Here is a 20,941-nt window from a genome sequence, read left to right on the forward strand (position 1 = left end):
CCCGGTCAAGCCGGGGCATGACCACCATTTGTGGTCGCGTTGTGCGCTATCTCCAAAGTTATCGATCTCCTTAACCCCCCGGTAACCAACCTCGGCGACCAATGGACCGACCTCTGTCCGAAAGCGGCCGCCCATGCTCTCCCGTGAAGAACGCACCCCCTTTTCCGAGTGGTGGTGGACCGTCGACAAGCCGCTGATGGGCGCCATCCTGGCGCTGATGCTCACCGGCGTGATCCTGTCGCTGGCGGCGAGCCCGCCGGTTGCGACCCGCATCGGGCTCGATCCCTTCCACTTCTTCAGCCGGCACGTGATGTTCCTGGCGCCGTCCTGCCTGGTGCTGCTCGGGGTGTCCTTCCTGACGCCGCGCGCGATCCGCCGCTCGGCCCTGATCATCTTCGCGGCCAGCATCATCCTGATCGTGCTGACGCTCGCGATCGGCCCCGAAGTGAAGGGATCGCGGCGCTGGATCACGCTGCTCGGCGTCAACATCCAGGCCTCCGAAGTTGCAAAGCCGTCGTTCGTCGTCATCGCCGCCTGGCTGTTCGCGGAATCGACCAGGCGGCCGGAGATGCCGGCGACCTCGATGGCGCTGGTGCTGCTCTTGATGCTGGTCTCGCTGCTGGTGATGGAGCCCGACTTCGGCCAGACCATGCTGATCCTGATGGTGTGGGGCTCGCTGTTCTTCATCGCGGGCATGCGCATGATCTGGGTGTTCGGCCTGGCGGGCGCCGCCGCGGCCGGTCTGTTCAGCGCTTATCTGTTCGTCCCGCACGTCGCCGGCCGCATCAAGCGTTTCATGAATCCTGCTTCCGGCGACACCTTCCAGGTCGATACCGCCATGGAAGCCTTCTACAACGGCGGATGGTTCGGGCTCGGGCCCGGCGAGGGCATCGCCAAGCGCAGCCTGCCGGACAGTCACACCGACTTCGTGTTCGCGGTTGCCGCCGAGGAGTTCGGCATCATCCTGTGCCTTGCGATGCTGGCGCTGTTCGCTTTCGTCGTGATCCGCACGCTGTCGCGCGCCTACGCCAATGAGGACATGTTCTCGCGCTTTGCGGCGTCCGGCCTTGCGATCCTGTTCGGCGTGCAGGCCGCGATCAACATGTCGGTCAACCTCCAGCTCATCCCCGCCAAGGGCATGACGCTGCCCTTCATCTCCTATGGTGGCTCCTCGATCGTGTCGCTGGCCTATGGTGTCGGCATGATGCTGGCGCTGACGCGGCTGCGCCCGCGCACCGAAGTCGAGGCAAGCGGCCACGCCGAGGCGATGCGCAGTTACGCGTGACCCTCTCGTGTCCCGGACAAGCGTAGCGAAGCGGAGCGCAGAGCCGGGACCCAGAATGCCGCGCCCATGGGCCCCGGTTCGGCGGCGCGCTGCGCTGCGCCCGGGGGCGCGAGCACGGTGTCGCTACGCTCGCAATGACGGCGGAGGGCTTGTAAAAGGGGCACCCATGGACACTTCCCCCCTGATTCTTCTCGCCGCGGGCGGCACCGGCGGCCATTTGTTTCCGGCCGAGGCGCTCGGCGTCGAGCTGATCCGGCGCGGCTTTCGCGTCCGCCTCGTCACGGACGAGCGTGCCCTGCGCTATAGCGGGCTGTTCAGCAAGGACATGATCGACGTCGTCTCGAGCGAGACCGCGCGTGGCCGCAATCCATTGCAGCTCGCCTATGCCGGCCTCACGCTCGCCGCCGGCACGCTGTCCGCCTACGGCCTGATCAGGCGATTGAAGCCCGTCGCCGTCGTCGGCTTCGGCGGCTACCCGACGCTGCCGCCGCTGGTCGCTGCAAAGTTTGCGGGCGTGCCCAGCATCATCCACGACGCCAATGCGGTGCTCGGCCGCGCCAACCGGTTCCTGGCGAGCCGCGTCCGCGCCATCGCGACGTCGTTGCCCGGCGTGCTCGACCGCGATCCGGCGCTGGCAGGCAAGACCACGACCGTGGGCACGCCGATGCGTCCGGCGATCCTCGCCGCAGCCGCCGTGCCATATGTCGCGCCTGAAGCGAACGGACCGCTGCGCCTGCTCGTCGTCGGCGGCAGCCAGGGTGCGCGCATTATGGCCGACGTCGTCCCCGGTGCGATCGAGCGCCTTGAGCCTGCGCTATGGAGCCGGCTCGTCCTGACCCAGCAGGTGCGCGACGAAGACATGGCGCGCGTGCGCGCGGTCTACGACAAGCTCAAGATCAATGCCGAGCTCGCGCCGTTCTTCACCGATCTGCCGGCGCGGCTCGCCTCCAACTATCTGGTGGTGTCGCGTTCAGGCGCCGGCACGGTCGCCGAACTCGCCGCGATCGGACGGCCCTCGATCCTGGTGCCGCTACCCGGCTCGATCGACCAGGACCAGTTCGCCAATGCCGGCGTGCTGGCCAAGGTCGACGGCGCGATCCGTATCCCGCAGACCGAGTTTACCTCCGACCGGCTCGCCGCCGAGATCTCCGCCTTCGCCGCCGAGCCCGCGCGTCTTGCCTCCATGGCCGCAGCCGCGAAGAGGGCGGGGCGGCTCGATGCGGCCGAACGGTTGGCCGATCTGGTGGTCAAAGTCGCGGGAATCTGACGCGAAAAAGCCCTTGTCTTGGCCTTCCAAAGCGGGGCATCCAGTAACAACGGCGCGGCTGATTTGGCCGTGACCTTCGCCAGATGCCGCCTTTCCGGCGGCGAGGTCAGGGAACAGAGCATGAGACTGCCGCGCGAGATCGGACCCATCCACTTCGTCGGGATCGGCGGGATCGGCATGAGCGGCATCGCCGAGGTGCTGGTCAATCTCGGCTATGTCGTGCAGGGCTCGGACGCCTCCGACAATTACAATCTCGACCGTCTGCGCAAGGCGGGCGCGAAGGTCTCGGTCGGCCACAAGGCCGAGAATGTCGACGGCGCTGCGGTCGTCGTCGTGTCCACCGCGATCAAGCGCGACAATCCGGAATTGATGGCGGCGCGCGAACGGCGCATTCCCGTGGTGCGCCGCGCCGAGATGCTGGCCGAGCTGATGCGGCTGAAGAGCTGCGTCGCGATTGCCGGCACCCATGGCAAGACCACCACGACCACGATGGTCGCAACGCTGCTCGATGCCGGCGGCCTCGATCCCACCGTGATCAATGGCGGCATCATCAATGCCTATGGCTCGAATGCGCGCCTCGGCGCCGGCGACTGGATGGTGGTCGAAGCGGACGAGAGCGATGGCACGTTCCTGAAGTTGCCGACCGATGTTGCGATCGTCACCAATGTCGACCCCGAGCATCTCGATCACTTCAAGACCTTCGAGGCGGTGCAGGACGCGTTCCGGCATTTCGTCGAGAACCTGCCGTTCTACGGCTTCGCCGTGATGTGCATCGACCATCCCGTCGTGCAGAGCCTCGTCGGCAAGATCGAGGATCGCCGCATCATCACCTACGGCGAGAATCCGCAGGCCGATGTGCGGTTGCTTGACCTCACTCCGATGGGGGGTGGCTCGAAGTTCAAGGTCGCGTTCCGCGATCGCAAGACCGGCGCCGTGCACGAGATCGCCGATCTCATGTTGCCGATGCCGGGACGCCACAACGCCTCGAACGCGACGGCCGCGATTGCGGTCGCGCGCGAGCTCGGCGTGTCGGACGAGGCGATCCGCAAGGCGATCGCAGGCTTCGGCGGCGTCAAGCGCCGCTTCACCAAGACCGGCGAGTGGAACGGTGTCACGGTGATCGACGATTACGGTCATCACCCCGTCGAGATCGCGGCAGTGCTGAAGGCGGCGCGGGAATCCAGCAACGGCAAGATCGTCGCCGTGGTGCAGCCGCATCGCTACACTCGCCTGCAATCGCTGTTCGAGGAATTCTGCACCTGCTTCAACGATGCGGATGCGGTGATCGTCGCCGACGTCTACGCCGCCGGCGAGACGCCGATCGACGGCATCGACCGCGACCATTTCGTCGCCGGCCTGCGCGCCCATGGCCACCGCGAGGTGATCGGCCTGCCGGCAGCGCCGGAGCTCGCAGGTATCGTCAAGGGCCTGGCGAAGCCGGGCGATCTCGTCGTGTGCCTTGGCGCCGGCAACATTACGCAATGGGCGTATGCGCTGCCCAACGAATTGAAGGCGTTGGGGTAGGCGCTCTCATGAGAGTCTCACAGACCGCCACACGGCACACTGCGCTCCCTCCCCCCTTGCGGGGGAGGGTTGGGGAGAGGGGTAAGCCCCGGGCGCTGGCGGACAACGTCACACGGCGCAATCTCAATCCAGCTCGCATGTCGGTCAGCGCACCATGAGCTTCCCGGACATCACGCCCGAACTCAAAGCCGCAATGCCGCAACTTCGCGGACGACTGCTCGCCAACCAGTCGCTCGCCGAGCTCACCTGGTTTCGCGTCGGTGGTCCCGCGCAGGTGCTGTTCACGCCGGCGGACGAGGACGATCTCGCTTACTTCCTCGCGCATCTTGCGTCCGACATTCCCGTCTATGTCGTCGGCGTCGGCTCCAACCTGATCGTGCGCGACGGTGGCATCGCGGGCGTGGTGATTCGGCTGGCGCCGCGCGCCTTTGGCGAGGCGAGCGCGAGCGGCGATGTCGTCACCGCTGGAACTGCCGCGCTCGACAAGCGCGTGGCGGAAGTGGCGGCCTCCGCCAATATCGGCGGGCTCGAATTCTATTTCGGCATTCCCGGCACCATCGGCGGTGCGCTGCGCATGAATGCGGGCGCCAATGGCGGCGAGACCAAGGACGTGTTGATCGAGGCGACCGGCGTTGCGAGGGACGGCAGCAAGCACGTGTTCTCGAACGCCGACATGAAGTTCGTCTACCGCAACAGCGGCGTCGACCCCTCCATCATCTTCACCTCCGCGCGCTTTCGCGGCGAGATCAGGGATACTGATACGATCCGCGCGCGCATGGCGGAGGTGCAGACCCACCGCGAGACCGCGCAGCCGATCCGCGAAAAGACCGGCGGCTCGACCTTCAAGAACCCGCCCGGCCATTCCGCCTGGAAGCTGGTCGACGCCGCCGGCTGCCGCGGCCTGCGCGTCGGCGGCGCGCAGGTCTCGGAGATGCACTGCAATTTCCTGATCAACACGGGCGATGCCACCGCGCACGACATCGAGACGCTGGGCGAGACCGTGCGCGAACGCGTGAAGGCAAACTCCGGAATTGAGCTACATTGGGAAATCAAGCGGATTGGAATTCCCGACTAACCTGGACAGGCGACGAGAGAACATGCGCATCACCATCCTCTTCGGCGGCTCCAACCGGGAGCGTCTGGTTTCGGTCGCCTCAGCCCAGGCGCTACATCAGGCGCTGCCCGAGGCCGATCTCTGGTGGTGGGACGTCGAGGACAAGGTGCATGTCGTGCAGTCGAAGCAACTGCTCGAACACGCCCGTCCGTTCGAGGACGAGTTCAAGCCCGGCACATCAGGCATTCCGCTGGGGCAGGCGCTCGACCAGGCCAAGACGGACGGCCGCGTGCTGGTGCTCGGCCTGCATGGCGGACGCGCGGAGAACGGCGAATTGCAGGTGATGTGCGAGGCGCGCGGCGTGCCTTTCACCGGATCGGGCTCGGCCTCCTCGCATCTCGCCTTCGACAAGATCGCGGCCAAGCATTTCGCCGCGCTCGGCGGCGTGACGCCGCCGGCCAACGTCGCGCTGGACAAGATCGACGAGGCCTTCACCGAATACGGCCGGCTGATCGCAAAGCCGGCGCGCGACGGCTCGAGCTATGGCCTGATCTTCGTCAACGCCAGGCAGGATCTCGTCGCCGTCCGCAATGCGGCGAAGCACGAAGACTATGTGATCGAGCCCTACATCGCGGGCGTCGAGGCAACCTGCGGCGTGCTGGAGCGCACCGACGGCTCGATCATGTCGCTGCCGCCGATCGAGATCATTCCGGGCGAGGGCAATTTCGACTACGCCGCAAAATATCTCCTGAAGTCGACCCAGGAGATCTGCCCCGGCCGTTTTGCGCCCGAGATCACCGCCGCGCTGAAGGAGCAGGCGATGCTGGCGCATCGCGCGATGTCCTGCACCGGCTATTCCCGCTCGGACTTCATCGTCTCCGACAGGGGCCTGATCTATCTCGAGACCAACACGCTGCCCGGGTTGACCAAGTCCTCGCTCTACCCCAAGGCGCTGAAAGCCGAAGGCATCGAGTTCGTCGACTTCCTGCGCGGCCTGGTCGAGCTCGCCGGGCGGGGCGTGAGAAAATAATTAGGACTGGTTAACGGCCGAACCGGCGAAATGGCCGGTTTTGGAACCCAAAACCGGTAAAATGCCGGACATCGCGGCATAAATGCCTCACATGCCTGGGCAAAACGCATCCCGCGTTAACGAAGTTTACCTTTTGTTTACCAGGACGTCCGAAGGTTAACGCTGGCGGCGCATATGACGCTTTGGCTGCCGGCGCGTGGGCTGTTGCGGGTGATGTCACCTCCAGCGAACGCTTTGAAGGGGAGAGGTTTTCTTCTTCTGAAGACCAGCACCCGGCCCGGCAAGTCCGAGACGTCATGTTCGCCAGGACCCGCGCGATGTCGCGGGCTAACTGTTGACGAGCTCGTGCAATGGATGGTGCAGGAAGCCTCACTCGGTCGTTTCTGAGATCGCTGAGGCCCCAAGCTGACCTGAAGGCGGCCGCTATCGGAGCGGTCGTGCTTCTGCGCGAGTGGGTACAGGATAAGCGCGACCAGAAGCGCGCTGTCGCCCAGAACAAGATCAGGTCCAAGACCAAGGCCAAGCCCGTCGTCGAGCGCGAGCCGCCGCCGCGCGTGGTCGCGCTGGTCGAGCGCTATGCGCCGCGCCGGATCGGGATCACCATGACCGTTCTGCTGCTGGTCGGAAGCTGCGGCTTCGGCATTGTCAGGGGCGGCCACCTCCAGGATTTCATCGCCGCAGTCAGCGACACCCGCAACGCGCTGGCCAATTCCGCGGGCTTCCGCATCACCTCCGTCGTGATCAACGGCCGCAAGCAGCTCAGCCAGGACGAGATCCTCGCGGTCGGCGGGGTCAGCGGCCGCTCCTCGCTGCTGTTCCTCGACGCCGACGTCGTGCGCGACAAGCTCAAGGCCAATCCCTGGATTGCGGATGCGACCGTGCTGAAGCTCTATCCGGGCCGGCTCATGATCGACATCACCGAGCGCCAGGCATTCGCGCTGTGGCAGGAGGCCGGCCGGCTCTCCGTCATCGCCGATGACGGCGCGGTGCTCGAGCCTTACGTCTCGCGCCGGTTCCTGTCGCTGCCGCTCGTGGTCGGCAAGGGCGCCGACACCCAGGCGCGCGATTTCCTGGCGCTGCTGGCGCGCTATCCGCAGATCAATTCGGTGACCAAGGCCGCGATCTATGTCGGCGAGCGGCGCTGGAATCTGAGGCTCAAGGATGGCCTCGACATCCGTCTGCCCGAGCAGGACGTCGGCAACGCCCTCGCGATGCTGTCCAGGCTCGACAAGGAGGACAAGCTGTTCTCCCGCGACATCGTCGCCGTCGACATGCGCCTGCCCGATCGCCTGGTGGTGCAGCTGTCCGACGACGCCGCCAAGGCGCGCGAGGACCTGTTCAAGGACAAGAAGAAAAAGAAGGCCGGGGACGCCGCATGACCGGTCTTGATCGCACCCAGACCCCGAAGACGCGCCCGATGCCGCACAAGCGCGGCGGCATCGTCGCCTGCCTCGATATCGGCACCAGCAAGATCGCCTGCATGATTGCGCGGCTGAGGCCGTCGGCGCCGAGCGAAGCCCTGCGCGACCGTACCCACGCGGTGGAGCTGATCGGTTACAGCCAGATCCAGTCGCGCGGCATGAAGGCCGGCGCAGTGGTCGATCTCGCCGAATGTGAGCAGGCGGTGCGCCAGGCCGTCGGGCTGGCGGAGAAAATGGCCAAGGTGCGGGTCGAGTCCGTGCTGCTGTCGGTCTCGGGCGGGCGCCTCTCCGGCCAGCTGGTCGAAGCCGCGGCCGACATCCGCGGTGGCGCCGTGACGCCGGCCGATGTCAGCCGCGTCACCTCCACCGGCATGCGCCACGCCACCGGCGAGGGCCGGACCGTGCTGCACGCGCTGCCGGTCGGCTACACGCTCGACGGCGTCAAGGGCATCCGCGATCCCCGCGGCATGGTCGCCCATCAGTTCGGTGTCGACATGAACGTCGTCACCTGCGAGGCCACCGTTGCCCGTAATCTGATGCTGGCGGTGGAGCGCTGCCACATCAATGTCGAAGCCATGGCGGCGAGCCCCTATGTGGCCGGCCTGTCGGTGCTGACCGACGACGAAGCCGATCTCGGCGCCGCCGTCGTCGAGATGGGCGCGGGCACCACCACCATCGCGGTCTATTCCGGCGGCCGCTTCGTGCATGCGGCGGGCTTTGCGGTCGGCGGGCAACACATCACGATGGATCTCGCGCGCGGACTCTCCGCGACCATTGCCGATGCCGAGCGAATCAAGACGTTATATGGGACCGTCATCACCGGCGGATCGGACTCGCGTGAGCTGATGTCTGTACCGACAGCCGGTGACGAGCAGGATCTGCCGCAGATCGTCTCCCGCGCGACCATCGCCAACATCGTCAAGCACCGTGCCGAGGAAGTCTTCGAAATGGTTCGGGACAAGCTGAAGGATTCGCCCTTCGCCTCAGAGCCCAACGGCCGCGTCGTGCTCTCCGGCGGCGCCTCGCAGCTCACCGGACTCGTCGAACTCGGCACACAGATTCTCGGCCGGCCCGTGCGGGTCGGACGTCCGCTCGGTTTCGGCCGGCTGCCCAACGAGGCGAAGAACGCCGCGTTCGCGGTGCCGGCCGGGCTCCTCGTCTACCCGCAATATGTTCATCACGAGCATGTCGAACCGCGGCATACGCGGCAGCAGGTCAAGACAGGGACGGGCGGTTATTTTGGAAAGGTCGGACGATGGCTACGCGAGGGCTTCTGATGAACCGGTTCCGCAACCTTCGCATTTCACCAACTCCCGCGGCCGCCGGCCGGGGCGAACCCACGCGCGCGTGATCGAGAGGCAAACATGACCATCAGCATCAATGTTCCTGATATTCACGAATTGAAGCCCCGGATCACCGTGTTCGGCGTCGGCGGCGCCGGTGGCAACGCCGTCAACAACATGATCACGGCGGGCCTCCAGGGCGTCGACTTCGTGGTCGCCAACACCGACGCGCAGGCGCTGACGATGTCGAAGGCGCAGCGCATCGTGCAGATGGGCACCGCGGTCACGCAAGGCCTCGGCGCGGGTTCGCAGCCGAACGTCGGCGCGGCGGCGGCGGAAGAGGTGATCGACGAACTGCGCGACCATCTCTCGGGCGCCAACATGGTGTTCGTCACCGCCGGCATGGGCGGCGGCACCGGCACCGGCGCTGCACCCGTCATCGCCAAGACCGCGCGCGACATGGGCATCCTCACCGTCGGCGTCGTGACCAAGCCGTTCCACTTCGAGGGCGGCCGCCGCATGCGCACCGCCGAGGCCGGCATCAACGAGCTGCACAAGGTCGTCGACACGCTCCTGATCATCCCGAACCAGAACCTGTTCCGGGTCGCCAACGAGAAGACCACCTTCGCCGACGCCTTCGCGATGGCCGACCAGGTGCTTTACTCCGGCGTTGCCTGCATCACCGACCTGATGGTCAAGGAAGGTCTGATCAACCTCGACTTCGCCGACGTTCGCGCCGTCATGCGCGAGATGGGCAAGGCGATGATGGGTACGGGCGAAGCTTCCGGTGACAAGCGCGCGCTGACCGCCGCTGAAGCCGCGATCGCCAACCCGCTGATCGACGATAGCTCGATGAAGGGCGCCAAGGGCCTCCTCATCTCGATCACCGGCGGCAAGGACCTCACCTTGTTCGAGGTTGACGAAGCCGCGACCCGCATCCGCGAGGAAGTCGATCAGGACGCCAACATCATCGTCGGCGCGACCTTCGACGAAGCGCTCGACGGCCTGATCCGCGTCTCGGTCGTCGCCACCGGCATCGAGCAGGCAACGATCGCCCGCAACACCCAGGCCACCAGCGCCCCGGTCGCGAACGCGGCGCCGCAGCAGATTCAACAGGTGCAGCAGGCTCCCGCTGCTCCGGCCGCCGCTGCCGAGAGCCGTCTCGCCGATCTGACCGCGCGTCTGCGCGCCGACAATCAGCGCATGGCCGAGCGCGCCCAGAAGCTGGAAGCCCAGATCCCGGCCGCCGCCCCGACCGCGCCGCGTCAGAATGTCGAGCGCGCCGCGCTTGCCGCCATCGCGGCTGCCGTTGCCGAGGTCCCGCAGGCGCCCGCGCCGATGCAGACCTATGGCGACGTCACGGTACGCCCGATCGCGCAGAAGCCGACGCTGTTTCCGGAGCCTGACATGGCCCCGGTCGCGATGCAGGAGCCGATGACGCCGGAAACCTTCATCCCGCCGCAGGCCGAGCGTGGGCCGGTCCGTGCACCGCGGATGCCGCGTATCGACGAACTGCCGATGCCGGCCCAGGCCGAGCTTCGCCAGGCCCGCGGCGAGGTTGAAGAAGAGACCCCGCAGAAGACCCGCCTGTCGTTGCTCCAGCGCCTCGCCAATGTCGGCCTCGGCCGCCGCGACGAGGAGAGTGAGGCGCCGGTCGCAGCCCGCACCGCCGGTCCCGCGATGCCGCCGCTGCCCGATCGCCGGCCCCAGAAGAGCGTGGCGCAGCAGATCGCGGCGAGCGAGCCGGTATCGGAGTATGCCCGCCGTCCTGCGCCTCAGGGCCTGGACATGCATGGCCGCCCGGCGCCTGTTGCGCCGGCGCCACAGGGTGACGACCATCTTGATATCCCGGCCTTCCTGAGGCGTCAGGCGACCTGAGGATTGTTACAATAAGGCCGACGAAAAAAGGTCCCGGCGGGAAGCTTGCCGGGACCTTTCCTTTGGTCCCGTGCATGCCCGGATTGCGGGATCAAACAACTGATTTTAAATCATTAATTACGCATTTGGTGGTTCAGTAAAACTGCCGATAACGGTCCCAAACTCCGGCGCAATTTGGTTAAGCCTTGGCGCGAATACGGCAGGTTTGGGGTAACAATCGGTAAAAAAGCGTGAGTTGGCGCTGTTTGAGGCTGTGACTATGGTTTGCCGTGACTTGGGGATACGGAGATTCGCAACCGTCGGCACTGGCCGGCCAAGCGGGCCTAGTATAAGTCGCAGTGGGTCGTAGTGGGGCGGATTCCTGATGAAATTTAGCCGGCAAACAACGCTTCGTGCGCAAGCCACCGTGGCCGGCGTTGGCGTTCATTCCGGGCTTCCCGTCACTCTCACGCTGGGGCCTGCGCCCGTCGATGCGGGGTTTGTTTTTGTCCGCACCGGCCTCGAGGGAAGTGACCGTGAGATTCAGGCGACCGCCGACCAGGTGATCGCGACCGACTTCGCCACCGTCCTCGGCGATCGTGACGGCCCGTTGGTTTCCACCGCCGAGCATGTGCTTGCCGCGCTGCGGGGCATGGGCGTCGACAACGCCACCATCGAGATCGACGGCCCTGAAGTGCCGATCATGGACGGCAGCGCCGCGGCCTTCATTGCCGCGATCGACCAGGCCGGCATCGTCAGCCAGCCGGCACAGCGCCGCTTCATTCAGGTCTTGAAGCCGATCTCGGCCAAGGTCGGTGACTCCTTCGGCGAGATCCGGCCCTACGCCAACGGGTTCCGCGTTGATATCGAGATCGACTTCACCAATCCCGTCATCGGCCAGCAGAGCTACGGCTTCGATCTGAGCCCGGAGCGCTTCCGCCGCGAAGTCGGCCGCGCCCGGACTTTCGGCCTGATGTGCGACGTCGCCCGGCTCTGGAGCGCGGGTTACGCACTCGGCGCCTCCTTCGACAATACCGTCGTGTTCGACGACGAGCGGCTGCTCAACACCGAGGGCCTGCGCTACGCCGACGAATGCGCCCGCCACAAGGTGCTGGACGTGATCGGCGACCTCGCGCTGGCCGGCCTGCCGCTGCTTGGCGCCTACCGCTCGGTGCGTGGCGGTCACAAGCTCAACCACGCTGTCCTGACCGCGCTGCTCGCCGACCGTACCGCCTGGCGGGTGGTCGAGGGCGAGGCCGTCCGCCGCACCACGCGTCCCGTGGGCGAAGTCGGTCGCGGCATCGTCGGCGGCCGGATCGCCGCGGCCTACGGGCCGGACGTGTCCTGACGAGACCTGTCGCCACTGGCGTTCTGTTGCCGCCTGCGTTTGGCGGCAGCTTTCCCCGGGAAACTCCTGGTAACGATGATCGGCTAGGATTGCGGCGCGTTCGCCTTAATCCGGGCGAAATGCCTGCCTATCCGGTTGGTTCGAGATCGTTTTTCGGTTACACGGCGTGGTCGCATGGCAGGCGCCACGGCTACATTTCGCGCCCATGACGGGGTTCATGGGCTGGCGGACACCGCATCACAGGGCGTCAGGGCTTAAATTCATGTCGGCACAGCGTATGACGCGCGGATATCTCTCGGTCTCGCCTGGAGTTCGCGGGCTGCTTCAAGCCGCCACCTTCGTGGTGCTCGCGCTGCCGCTGGCCGGCTGCGGCACCGGCGCGCTCTGGGACAAGTTCACCGCCAAGGACGACACCTTCACCGAGGAGCCCGCCGACAAGATCTATAATGAGGGCCTGTACCTCATGAACGAGAAGAAGGACATGAAGGGGGCGAACAAGAAGTTCGAAGAGGTCGACCGCCAGCATCCTTATTCCGACTGGGCCCGCAAATCGCTGCTGATGTCGGCCTATGCCTCCTACCAGGGCGGCGACTATGACGGCTGCATCGGCGCCGCGACCCGCTACGTCACGCTGCATCCCGGCAGCCCGGACGCGGCCTATGCACAGTACCTGATCGCCGCCTCCCACTATGACCAGATCCCGGACATCAGCCGCGACCAGGCCCGCACCGAGAAGGCGATCGCCGCGCTGGAAGAGGTGAACCGCAAATATCCGAACTCGGAATATGCGACCTCGGCCAAGGCCAAGATCGAGGGTGCGCGCGACCAGCTCGCCGGCAAGGAAATGAATGTCGGCCGCTATTACATGCAGAAGCGCGACTACACGGCGGCGATCAACCGCTACAAGGCCGTCGTCACGCAGTACCAGACCACCCGCCATGTCGAGGAGGCTCTGTTCCGGCTCACCGAGGCCTATATGACGATCGGCATCGTCGCCGAGGCGCAGACCGCAGCCGCGGTGCTTGGCCACAATTTTCCTGACAGCCGCTGGTACAAGGACGCCTATAATCTTGTAAAATCCGGGGGTCTCGAGCCGAGCGAGAATCAGGGTTCCTGGATGAGCAGGGCCTTCAAGAAGATAGGCCTATAGTCTCGGCTAGGAAATTTGATTCCATGCTGGCGCGTCTGTCGATCCGTGACATCGTCCTGATCGAGCGGCTCGATATCGAATTCGCCACCGGACTTGCGGTTTTGACCGGTGAGACCGGTGCGGGCAAATCCATCCTGCTCGATGCCTTTGCACTGGCGCTCGGCGGCCGCGGCGACGCCGGGCTCGTGCGCCATGGCGCGGAGCAGGGGCAGGTCACCGCCGTCTTCGATATCCCCAAAAATCACCCCGCGACGAAGATTCTGGCCGAGAACGGCCTGGATGATACCGGCGAGATGATTCTCCGCCGGGTGCAACTCGCCGACGGCCGCACCCGCGCTTTCATCAACGACCAGTCGATTAGCGTGCAGACGCTGAAGGCGGTCGGTGGCGCCCTGGTCGAGATCCACGGCCAGCATGACGAGCGTGCGCTGGTCGATGCTGCCACCCACCGTCGCCTGCTCGACGCCTTCGCAGGTCTCGAAAAGGACGTCACCGCGGTCGAAGCGCTCTGGGACGCGCGCCGTACGGCCAGCGCCGCGCTGGAAGAGCACCGCGCCGCCATGGAGCGCGCCGCGCGCGAGGCCGATTATCTGCGCCACGCCTCTGACGAGCTGAAGCAGCTCGCGCCCAAGGAAGGCGAGGAGACCTCGCTCGCCGGTCGCCGCACCACCATGATGCAGGGCGAGAAGATCGCCTCCGATTTGCGGGAGGCGCAGGAAGCCGTCGGCGGCAATCATTCGCCGGTCGCCTCCCTGTCGGCCGCCGTGCGCCGGCTGGAGCGGCGCGGTGTCAACTCGCCGGCGCTGGTCGAGCCCGCCGTGAAGGCGATCGACGTCGCGATCAACGCGCTGGAGGAAGCCGACCAGCATCTCCTGGCCGCGCTCGCCGCGACCGACTTCGATCCGGGTGAGCTCGAGCGCATCGAGGAGCGGCTGTTCGCGCTACGCGCCGCCTCGCGCAAATATTCGACGCCGGTCGATGGCCTCGCTGCGCTTGCCGCCAAATACGCTGCCGATGTCGTCCTGATCGATGCCGGTGCTTCGCGGTTGAAGAAGCTGGAGCAGGCGGCGATCGAGGCCGACGCGCGCTATGCCGCTGCCGCCAAGAAATTGTCGATGGCGCGGCAGAAGTCGGCGGACAAGCTCAACAAGGCGGTCAACGCCGAGCTCGCACCGCTCAAGCTCGAACGCGCCAAGTTCATGACGCAGGTCGAGACCGATGAGGCCGCGCCGGGCCCGCAGGGTTTCGACCGCGTCGAGTTCTGGGTGCAGACCAATCCCGGCACCAAGCCGGGTCCGATGATGAAGGTCGCTTCCGGCGGCGAGCTCTCGCGCTTCCTGCTGGCGCTCAAGGTCGTGCTGTCCGACCGTGGCTCGGCGCCGACGCTGGTGTTCGACGAAATCGACACCGGGGTCGGCGGTGCGGTCGCGGACGCCATCGGTGGGCGGCTCGCGCGGCTTGCCGGCAAGGTGCAGGTGATGGCCGTGACCCACGCCCCGCAGGTCGCCGCCCGTGCCGGCCAGCATCTGCTGATCTCCAAGGACGCCCTCGACAAGGGCAAGCGCGTCGCCACCCGCGTCAATGCGCTGGCCGCCGACCACCGCCGCGAGGAGATCGCCCGCATGCTCGCCGGCGCCGAGATCACGGCCGAGGCGAGGGCGGCCGCCGATCGGCTGCTCAAGGCGGCGAGTTAGACTTTGTGTCCCGGATGCGCGTAGCGCGAGCCGGGACACGGAATGCCGCCACACAGGCCCCGGCTCTGCAGCGCACGGCTCCGCGCTGCGCAGCGTCCGGGGCACGAGACCAACCGCCTTTACCCTCCCGCCCGCTCCGTCGTATCCAAGCACCATGGCAAGAGCAGCAAAATCCAAAGCAAGGCCGCTTCGCGACGTCGCCGACCTCACCAAGGCGCAGGCCAAGGTCGAGCACATGCGGCTCGCACTCGAACTCGAAGAGCACGACAGGCGCTACTATCAAGACGACGCGCCCACCGTGACCGACGCCGAGTACGACGAGTTGCGCCAGCGCTTCAACGCGATCGAAAAGCGCTTTCCGGATTTCGTCAGCGCGGAGTCGCCGTCCCAGAAAGTCGGCGCGGCACCGTCGGGTCGCTTCAGGAAAGTCCGGCATTCCGTTCCGATGCTGTCGCTCGACAACGCGTTTGCCGAAGAGGACGTCCGCGACTTCGTCGGCCGCATCGTGCGCTTCCTGAAGCTCGACGACGACAAGGTCGATTTCTCGGCCGAGCCGAAGATCGACGGCCTCTCGATGTCGCTGCGCTACGAGGGCGGCGAGCTCGTCACCGCGGCGACCCGCGGTGATGGCGCCGAAGGCGAGGACGTCACCGCCAACATCCGCACCCTCGAAGACGTGCCGCAGAAGCTGAAAGGCCGCAACGTCCCTGACATCTGCGAGGTGCGCGGCGAGGTCTACATGACCAAGAGGGCCTTCCTGACACTCAACAAGAAGCAGGTCGAGGCCGGCGAGGCGCCGTTCGCCAATCCGCGCAATTCGGCCGCAGGCTCGCTCCGGCAGAAGGACCCGACCATCACCGCCTCGCGCCCCCTGGGCTTCTTCGCCTATGCCTGGGGCGAGATGAGCGCGATGCCGGAGGGTACGCAGAGCGGCATGATCGGCTGGTTCGAGCGCTGCGGCTTCAAGACCAATCCGTTGACCAGGCTCTGTCATTCCGTTGAGGAGCTGCTCGCGTTCCATCATTCGATCGAGGAGCAGCGCGCAAAACTCGATTACGACATCGACGGCGTCGTCTACAAGGTCGACCGCATCGACTGGCAGGAACGGCTCGGCTTCGTCTCACGCACGCCGCGCTGGGGCATCGCGCACAAATTCCCGGCCGAGCGCGCCGTGACGGTGCTGCGCGACATCGAGATCCAGGTCGGCCGCACCGGCTCGTTCACGCCGGTCGGCAAGCTCGAACCGGTCGGCGTCGGCGGCGTGATCGTGCAGAACGTCACCCTGCACAACGAGGACTACATCAAGGGCATCGGCAACAAGGGTGAGGTGCTGCGCGAGGGGCGCGACATCAGGATCGGCGACACCGTCGTGATCCAGCGTGCCGGCGACGTCATCCCGCAGGTGGTCGACGTCGTCCTCGACAAGCGGCCGAAGACGGCCAAGGAATTCCATTTCCCGACGAAGTGCCCGTGCCCGCTGCACACCGACGTCACGCGCGAGGAAACGGCGGCCGGTGAAGAGGGCTCGCGCGCCCGCTGCACCGGCGAGTTCGCCTGTCCCTATCAGAAGATCGAGCACCTCAAACTGTTCGTGTCGCGGCGCGCCTTCGACATCGACGGTCTTGGCGAGAAGCAGCTCCAGTATTTCTTCGACGAGGAATGGGTGAAGGAGCCCGCCGACATCTTCACGCTGGAGAAGCGCAACGCGAAGCTGAAGCTCGAGGAGATCGAGGGCTACGGCGAAACGTCGGTGCGCAACCTGTTCGGCGCCATCGAGAGCCGGCGCAGAATCGCGCTGGAGCGCTTCGTCTTTGCGCTCGGGATGCGTCATGTCGGCGAGACCACGGCGCTGGCGCTCGCACGCGGCTATGGCTCGTGGGACGCTTTCCACGACGCCTGCCTCAAGGTCGCCAAGGGCGACGAGGAGGCGATGGCCGAGATGGACGCGCTGGACCAGATCGGCGACACCGTGATCAAGAGCATCGCCGACTATTTCGGCGAGAGCCACAATCGCGGCATCGTCGAACGGCTGACCAAGGAAGTCGAGATCATCGACGCCGAGAAGCCGAAGAGCAACTCCGCCGTCGCCGGCAAGACGGTGGTGTTCACGGGATCGCTGGAGAAGATGACGCGCGACGAAGCCAAGGCGACCGCGGAGCGTCTGGGGGCGAAGGTGTCAGGCTCGGTGTCGAAGAAGACCGATCTCGTCGTCGCCGGTCCCGGTGCGGGCTCCAAGCTCGCGGAAGCCAACAAGCACGGCGTCAAGGTGTTGACCGAGGACGAGTGGCTGACGCTGATCGGGGAGTGAGAGGGGCGCGCTCGTGCCACTCACTCCGCTGTCGTCGCCCGGCTTGACCGGGCGATCCAGTACTCCGAGACGGCTGTGATAGAACCGATGGGCCGCGGTGTACTGGATTCCCCGCTATCGCGGGGAATGACACCGAGATTGGTGCGAGGCCAATCGCCCCTCTCACATCATCCCCGTCTCTTCCTCTTCCGCCTGCTCGATCAACTCCTCGCTCACCACCACCTCGCGGCGAGGAACGACGAAGATCATCATGCAGGCGCAGAGCAGCGAGATCGCCAGCACCGCGGAGGTCAGCGGCAGCGTGGTGGCGGAGTGGCCGCCGAGATAGGCGCCGAATTGCGACATCAGCGCGCCGATGCCCTGCTGGAGGAAGCCCATCGCGCCTGATGCGGTGCCGGCGGCTTCAGGGCGGATGCTGATGGCGCCGGCGGCGGAGTTCGCCATCACGAAGGCATTGCCGACCATCACGATCATCTGCGTGCCGAATAGCCAGCTCGGAGCCTCGTTCCAGCCGGTGAAGCTCCAGAGCAGGTTCAACAGGCTGCCGCAGAGTTGCAGGCCGAGCCCGAACCAGATCAGCTTTTCCAGCGAGTGTCGCGGCGCGAAGCGCACGCAGAGCAGATTGCCGACGAGATATGCAAAACCTGTTGTCGCGAACCAGGCGCCATATTCGGCGCTGGTCCGGCCCATCTGCGTCACCACGATGTAGGGGCCGCCGCCGGCGAAGGTGAAGATAATCTGGGACGCCAGCACCTGGCACATCACGTAGCCGATGAAGGCGCGGCTCTTGATCAGGGTGCCGACGTCGCTGCGAAAGCCGCCGCTGCCGACCGCGCGATCGCGGCGGGTCTCGGGCAACGCGATCGCGATGCCGATTGCGACCGCGATCGCGGCGAAGGTGACGGCGTAGAAAATGGCCCGCCAGCCGAATGCGGTCTCGATCAGGCCGCCGGTGAGCGGTGAGACCATCTGGCCGATCATGAGCGCTGCGATTACGAGGCTGATCATGGAGGCGACGCGGTCGCGCTCGTAGATATCGCGGATGATGGCGCGGCTCACCACCATGCCGGAGGCGCCGCCGAGCGCCTGGAAGAAGCGCGCTGCGATCAGTTGCGGCAGGGTTTCGGCGAAGATGCAGGCGATGCTCGCCGCGACCATCAGCGCGAGGCCGCCAAGCAGCACCGGACGCCGGCCGAACCTGTCCGACAGCGGTCCCATGATGAGCTGCGACAGTGCGATGCCGACCATGTACAGGGACACCGTCATCTGCGCGATCGAGATGTCGCGGCCGAACGTCGTCGCCAGCACGGGCAGCGCCGGAACCAGGATATAGAGCGAGATCGGCGCGATCCCGGTCATGACGACCAGCAGCAGCAACACCACGCGCGAGGTCGCGATGTTTTTCGTCGCCGCGTCCGGCGGCCTGCTGATCATGCCGTGCATAGTCGTCCGTCTTTCGAAGTCGAATCGACTGTAGCGTGCTCACGCAAGACGGATATCGGCGTTTCGGAATGCGGCTATTCGGATTTCGGGACGGTTGTGATAACAGCGTGTGGAGACCGTTATCCTACGGGTGCGTGTGCTGAGATGTTGTGCGGTCGTGCCACATCTTCGGTGTCATTCCCCGCGAAGGCGGGGAATCCAGTATTCCAGAGGCCGTAGTGATTGAATCGAGAGGCTGCGGCGTACTGGATGCCCCGCCTTCGCGGGGCATGACAGCGAGTGTGAGGTGAGAGCGTTGCGCAAATCGCGTAGCGCCATGCATCTCCGGCGCGAGCTTACGCCTTCAGCTCGGCCGTCGCCTGATCGAGCCAGGCCTTCGTCGCTTCGTCCAGTGCCGGCCGCACCTCGGCGCGGACGCGCGCGTGGTAGGCATTGAGCCAGTCGAGCTCGTCCTTGCCCAGCATCGCGACATCGATCAGCCGGCGGTCGATCGGTGCCAGGGTCAGCGTCTCGAACGCGTTCATCGGTTTTTCCGCGCCCTCGATGTCGGCGGCGACCACCAGCTCGAGGTTCTCGATGCGGATGCCGAAGCCGTCGGTCTTGTAATAGCCGGGCTCGTTGGAGAGGATCATGCCGCGCTTCAGCGGCGTCGTGCCGAGCTTCGAGATCCGCGCGGGTCCTTCGTGCACACTGAGATAGCTGCCGACGCCGTGGCCGGTGCCGTGCTCGAAATCGACGCCGGCGGCCCAGAGATATTGCCGCGCCAGCGTGTCGAGCTGCGCGCCGGTGGTGCCGTCGGGAAACACCGCGCGCGCGATCGCGATGTGGCCGCGGAGCACGCGGGTGAAGCGGTCGCGCATCTCGCCGGTCGGCTCGCCCACGGCCATCGTGCGGGTGACGTCGGTGGTGCCGTCTTCATATTGCGCACCGGAATCGATCAGCAGCAGATCGCCCGGCGCGATGCGCCGGTTGCTCTTGCGGGTGACGCGGTAGTGCACGATGGCGCCGTTCGGACCGGTGCCTGATATGGTCGGGAACGAGACGTCCTTCAGCGCGCCGGTGTCGCGGCGGAACGTCTCGAGCGCCTCGACCGCGTCGATCTCGGTCAGCTTGCCGCTTGATGCCTCGCGATCGACGAAGGCGAGGAAGCGCGCCAGCGCCACGGCATCGCGGCGGTGCGCCGTCCGTGTGCCCTTGATCTCGGTCGCGTTCTTGACGGCCTTGAGCAGCGCAATCGGATCGCTGCCGCGCACCGGCTTGCCGCCGGCGCTTGCGATCAGCCGGCTGAGCGCGTCGGCCGCGGTGGCATTGTCGAGTGCGATCGCGGCGCCGCTCTTGGCGAGCGCCATCAGCGTCGGTGCCATCGCATCGGGCTCGCGCACGTCGGCGGACTGCTCCAGATGGTCGCGGGTCAAATTGGAGAGTTTTCGGTGGTCGATGAATACGGTCGGCCGGCCGTCCTTCGGCACCAGCGCGTAGGACAGCGGCAAAGGAGTATGGGCGACGTCGGCGCCGCGGATGTTGAAGGTCCAAGCCACGGCGTGGCTGTCGGAGAGCACCAGCGCGTCGACGCCGAGCTTGGCGATCTCGCTTTTGATTTGCGTGATCTTCTCGGCCTCGGCGACCCCGGCATTTTGCAGGCTGTGCACGGCGACCGGGGCCAGCGGCGGCTGCGGCCGGTCCTGCCAGATCGCGTCGACCGGGTTGCTGTCGACCGCGACCAGCTCGGCGCCGGCCTTGGCGCAGGCGGCGGCGAGGCGCTCGGCTGCCGAAGAAGTGTGCAGCCACGGATCAAATCCGAGGCGGTCGCCGGCTTTCAGGTGCGTCGATACCCAGCTCTCCGGCGGCGGATCGATCAGCGATTCCACCGCCCAGGCCTTTGCGTCGACCTGCTTGGCCGCCTGGATCGTGTAGCGGCCGTCGACGAAGATCGCGGCCTCATGCGTCAGCACCACCGCCAATCCTGCGGAACCGGTAAAGCCGGTCAGCCAGGCCAGCCGCTCTTCCGAGGGGGGCACATATTCGTTCTGCTGCTGATCGGCGCGCGGAACGACGAAGCCGGTCAGCTTGCGGCGGGCGAGTTCTTCACGGAGCGCGGCCAGGCGCGCCGTCAATGCGACGCCGGCCTCGGGCTCCTCGAATGTCTGGAAGTGTGCTTCGAACATGGCTCAGTTTAGGATCATGCCGATCAGTCCGCAATGTAGACGCATTTGGGGTCGCATCTGGCACGGACCGTGCTTGAAAATGGTCCATTCGAATTGAGTGGAGTAGAGGATG

At 66.0% G+C, this 20,941-nt stretch carries 14 protein-coding genes; 12 read left to right on the top strand and 2 right to left on the bottom strand.

Features of this window, described 5'->3' with window-relative positions:
• Positions 1-133: 133 nt before the first annotated feature.
• The 12 genes from ftsW to ligA all read left to right on the top strand — a co-directional run bounded on the left by ftsW (position 134) and on the right by ligA (position 17,221).
• Positions 134-1,285, top strand: a complete 1,152-nt coding sequence (ftsW, locus tag AC0L3X_RS10760; RefSeq protein ID WP_063981538.1) for a putative lipid II flippase FtsW — start codon at positions 134-136, stop codon at positions 1,283-1,285.
• Positions 1,286-1,451: 166 nt separating this feature from the next.
• Positions 1,452-2,552 carry an undecaprenyldiphospho-muramoylpentapeptide beta-N-acetylglucosaminyltransferase gene (gene murG / locus AC0L3X_RS10765; RefSeq protein WP_063981539.1) on the top strand — a complete coding sequence of 367 codons (1,101 nt, stop codon included), beginning with the start codon at positions 1,452-1,454 and terminating at the stop codon, positions 2,550-2,552.
• A 120-nt stretch (positions 2,553-2,672) separates the two neighbouring features.
• Complete coding sequence (gene murC, locus AC0L3X_RS10770) at positions 2,673-4,076, top strand: UDP-N-acetylmuramate--L-alanine ligase (RefSeq protein ID WP_063986144.1); 1,404 nt, start codon at positions 2,673-2,675, stop codon at positions 4,074-4,076.
• A 154-nt stretch (positions 4,077-4,230) separates the two neighbouring features.
• Positions 4,231-5,151 (top strand): UDP-N-acetylmuramate dehydrogenase, encoded by a 921-nt coding sequence (gene murB, locus AC0L3X_RS10775; protein WP_063981540.1) that lies wholly within the window; start codon positions 4,231-4,233, stop codon positions 5,149-5,151.
• A 22-nt stretch (positions 5,152-5,173) separates the two neighbouring features.
• The gene (locus AC0L3X_RS10780; RefSeq protein ID WP_063981541.1) at positions 5,174-6,160 is read left to right on the top strand and encodes a D-alanine--D-alanine ligase family protein; all 987 of its coding nucleotides are present in this window, start codon (positions 5,174-5,176) and stop codon (positions 6,158-6,160) included.
• A 350-nt stretch (positions 6,161-6,510) separates the two neighbouring features.
• The gene (locus tag AC0L3X_RS10785; protein ID WP_063981542.1) at positions 6,511-7,539 is read left to right on the top strand and encodes a cell division protein FtsQ/DivIB; all 1,029 of its coding nucleotides are present in this window, start codon (positions 6,511-6,513) and stop codon (positions 7,537-7,539) included.
• On the top strand, positions 7,536-8,858 hold the full coding sequence (ftsA, locus tag AC0L3X_RS10790) for a cell division protein FtsA (RefSeq protein WP_063981543.1): 1,323 nt from the start codon (positions 7,536-7,538) through the stop codon (positions 8,856-8,858). Before AC0L3X_RS10785 ends, ftsA begins: the two co-directional genes overlap by 4 nt.
• A gap of 87 nt (positions 8,859-8,945) precedes the next feature.
• On the top strand, positions 8,946-10,742 hold the full coding sequence (gene ftsZ / locus AC0L3X_RS10795; protein WP_063981544.1) for a cell division protein FtsZ: 1,797 nt from the start codon (positions 8,946-8,948) through the stop codon (positions 10,740-10,742).
• A gap of 364 nt (positions 10,743-11,106) precedes the next feature.
• Complete coding sequence (gene lpxC / locus AC0L3X_RS10800; protein WP_063981545.1) at positions 11,107-12,069, top strand: UDP-3-O-acyl-N-acetylglucosamine deacetylase; 963 nt, start codon at positions 11,107-11,109, stop codon at positions 12,067-12,069.
• 262 nt (positions 12,070-12,331) lie between these two features.
• The gene (locus AC0L3X_RS10805) at positions 12,332-13,219 is read left to right on the top strand and encodes an outer membrane protein assembly factor BamD (protein ID WP_028147628.1); all 888 of its coding nucleotides are present in this window, start codon (positions 12,332-12,334) and stop codon (positions 13,217-13,219) included.
• Positions 13,220-13,242: 23 nt separating this feature from the next.
• A complete protein-coding gene (gene recN / locus AC0L3X_RS10810) occupies positions 13,243-14,913 on the top strand; it encodes a DNA repair protein RecN (protein WP_063981546.1) in 1,671 nt (556 codons plus the stop codon).
• 154 nt (positions 14,914-15,067) lie between these two features.
• A complete protein-coding gene (ligA, locus tag AC0L3X_RS10815) occupies positions 15,068-17,221 on the top strand; it encodes an NAD-dependent DNA ligase LigA (RefSeq protein WP_063981547.1) in 2,154 nt (717 codons plus the stop codon).
• 162 nt (positions 17,222-17,383) lie between these two features.
• Here ligA and AC0L3X_RS10820 read toward each other — a convergent pair whose 3' ends face one another.
• Positions 17,384-18,664 carry a multidrug effflux MFS transporter gene (locus AC0L3X_RS10820; RefSeq protein ID WP_063981548.1) on the bottom strand — a complete coding sequence of 427 codons (1,281 nt, stop codon included), beginning with the start codon at positions 18,662-18,664 and terminating at the stop codon, positions 17,384-17,386.
• 335 nt (positions 18,665-18,999) lie between these two features.
• Entirely contained in the window at positions 19,000-20,829 is a 1,830-nt protein-coding gene (locus tag AC0L3X_RS10825) for an aminopeptidase P family protein (RefSeq protein WP_063981549.1), read from the bottom strand.
• Positions 20,830-20,941 lie beyond the last annotated feature (112 nt).

The organism is Bradyrhizobium sp. MI1.7 (assembly GCF_055811795.1).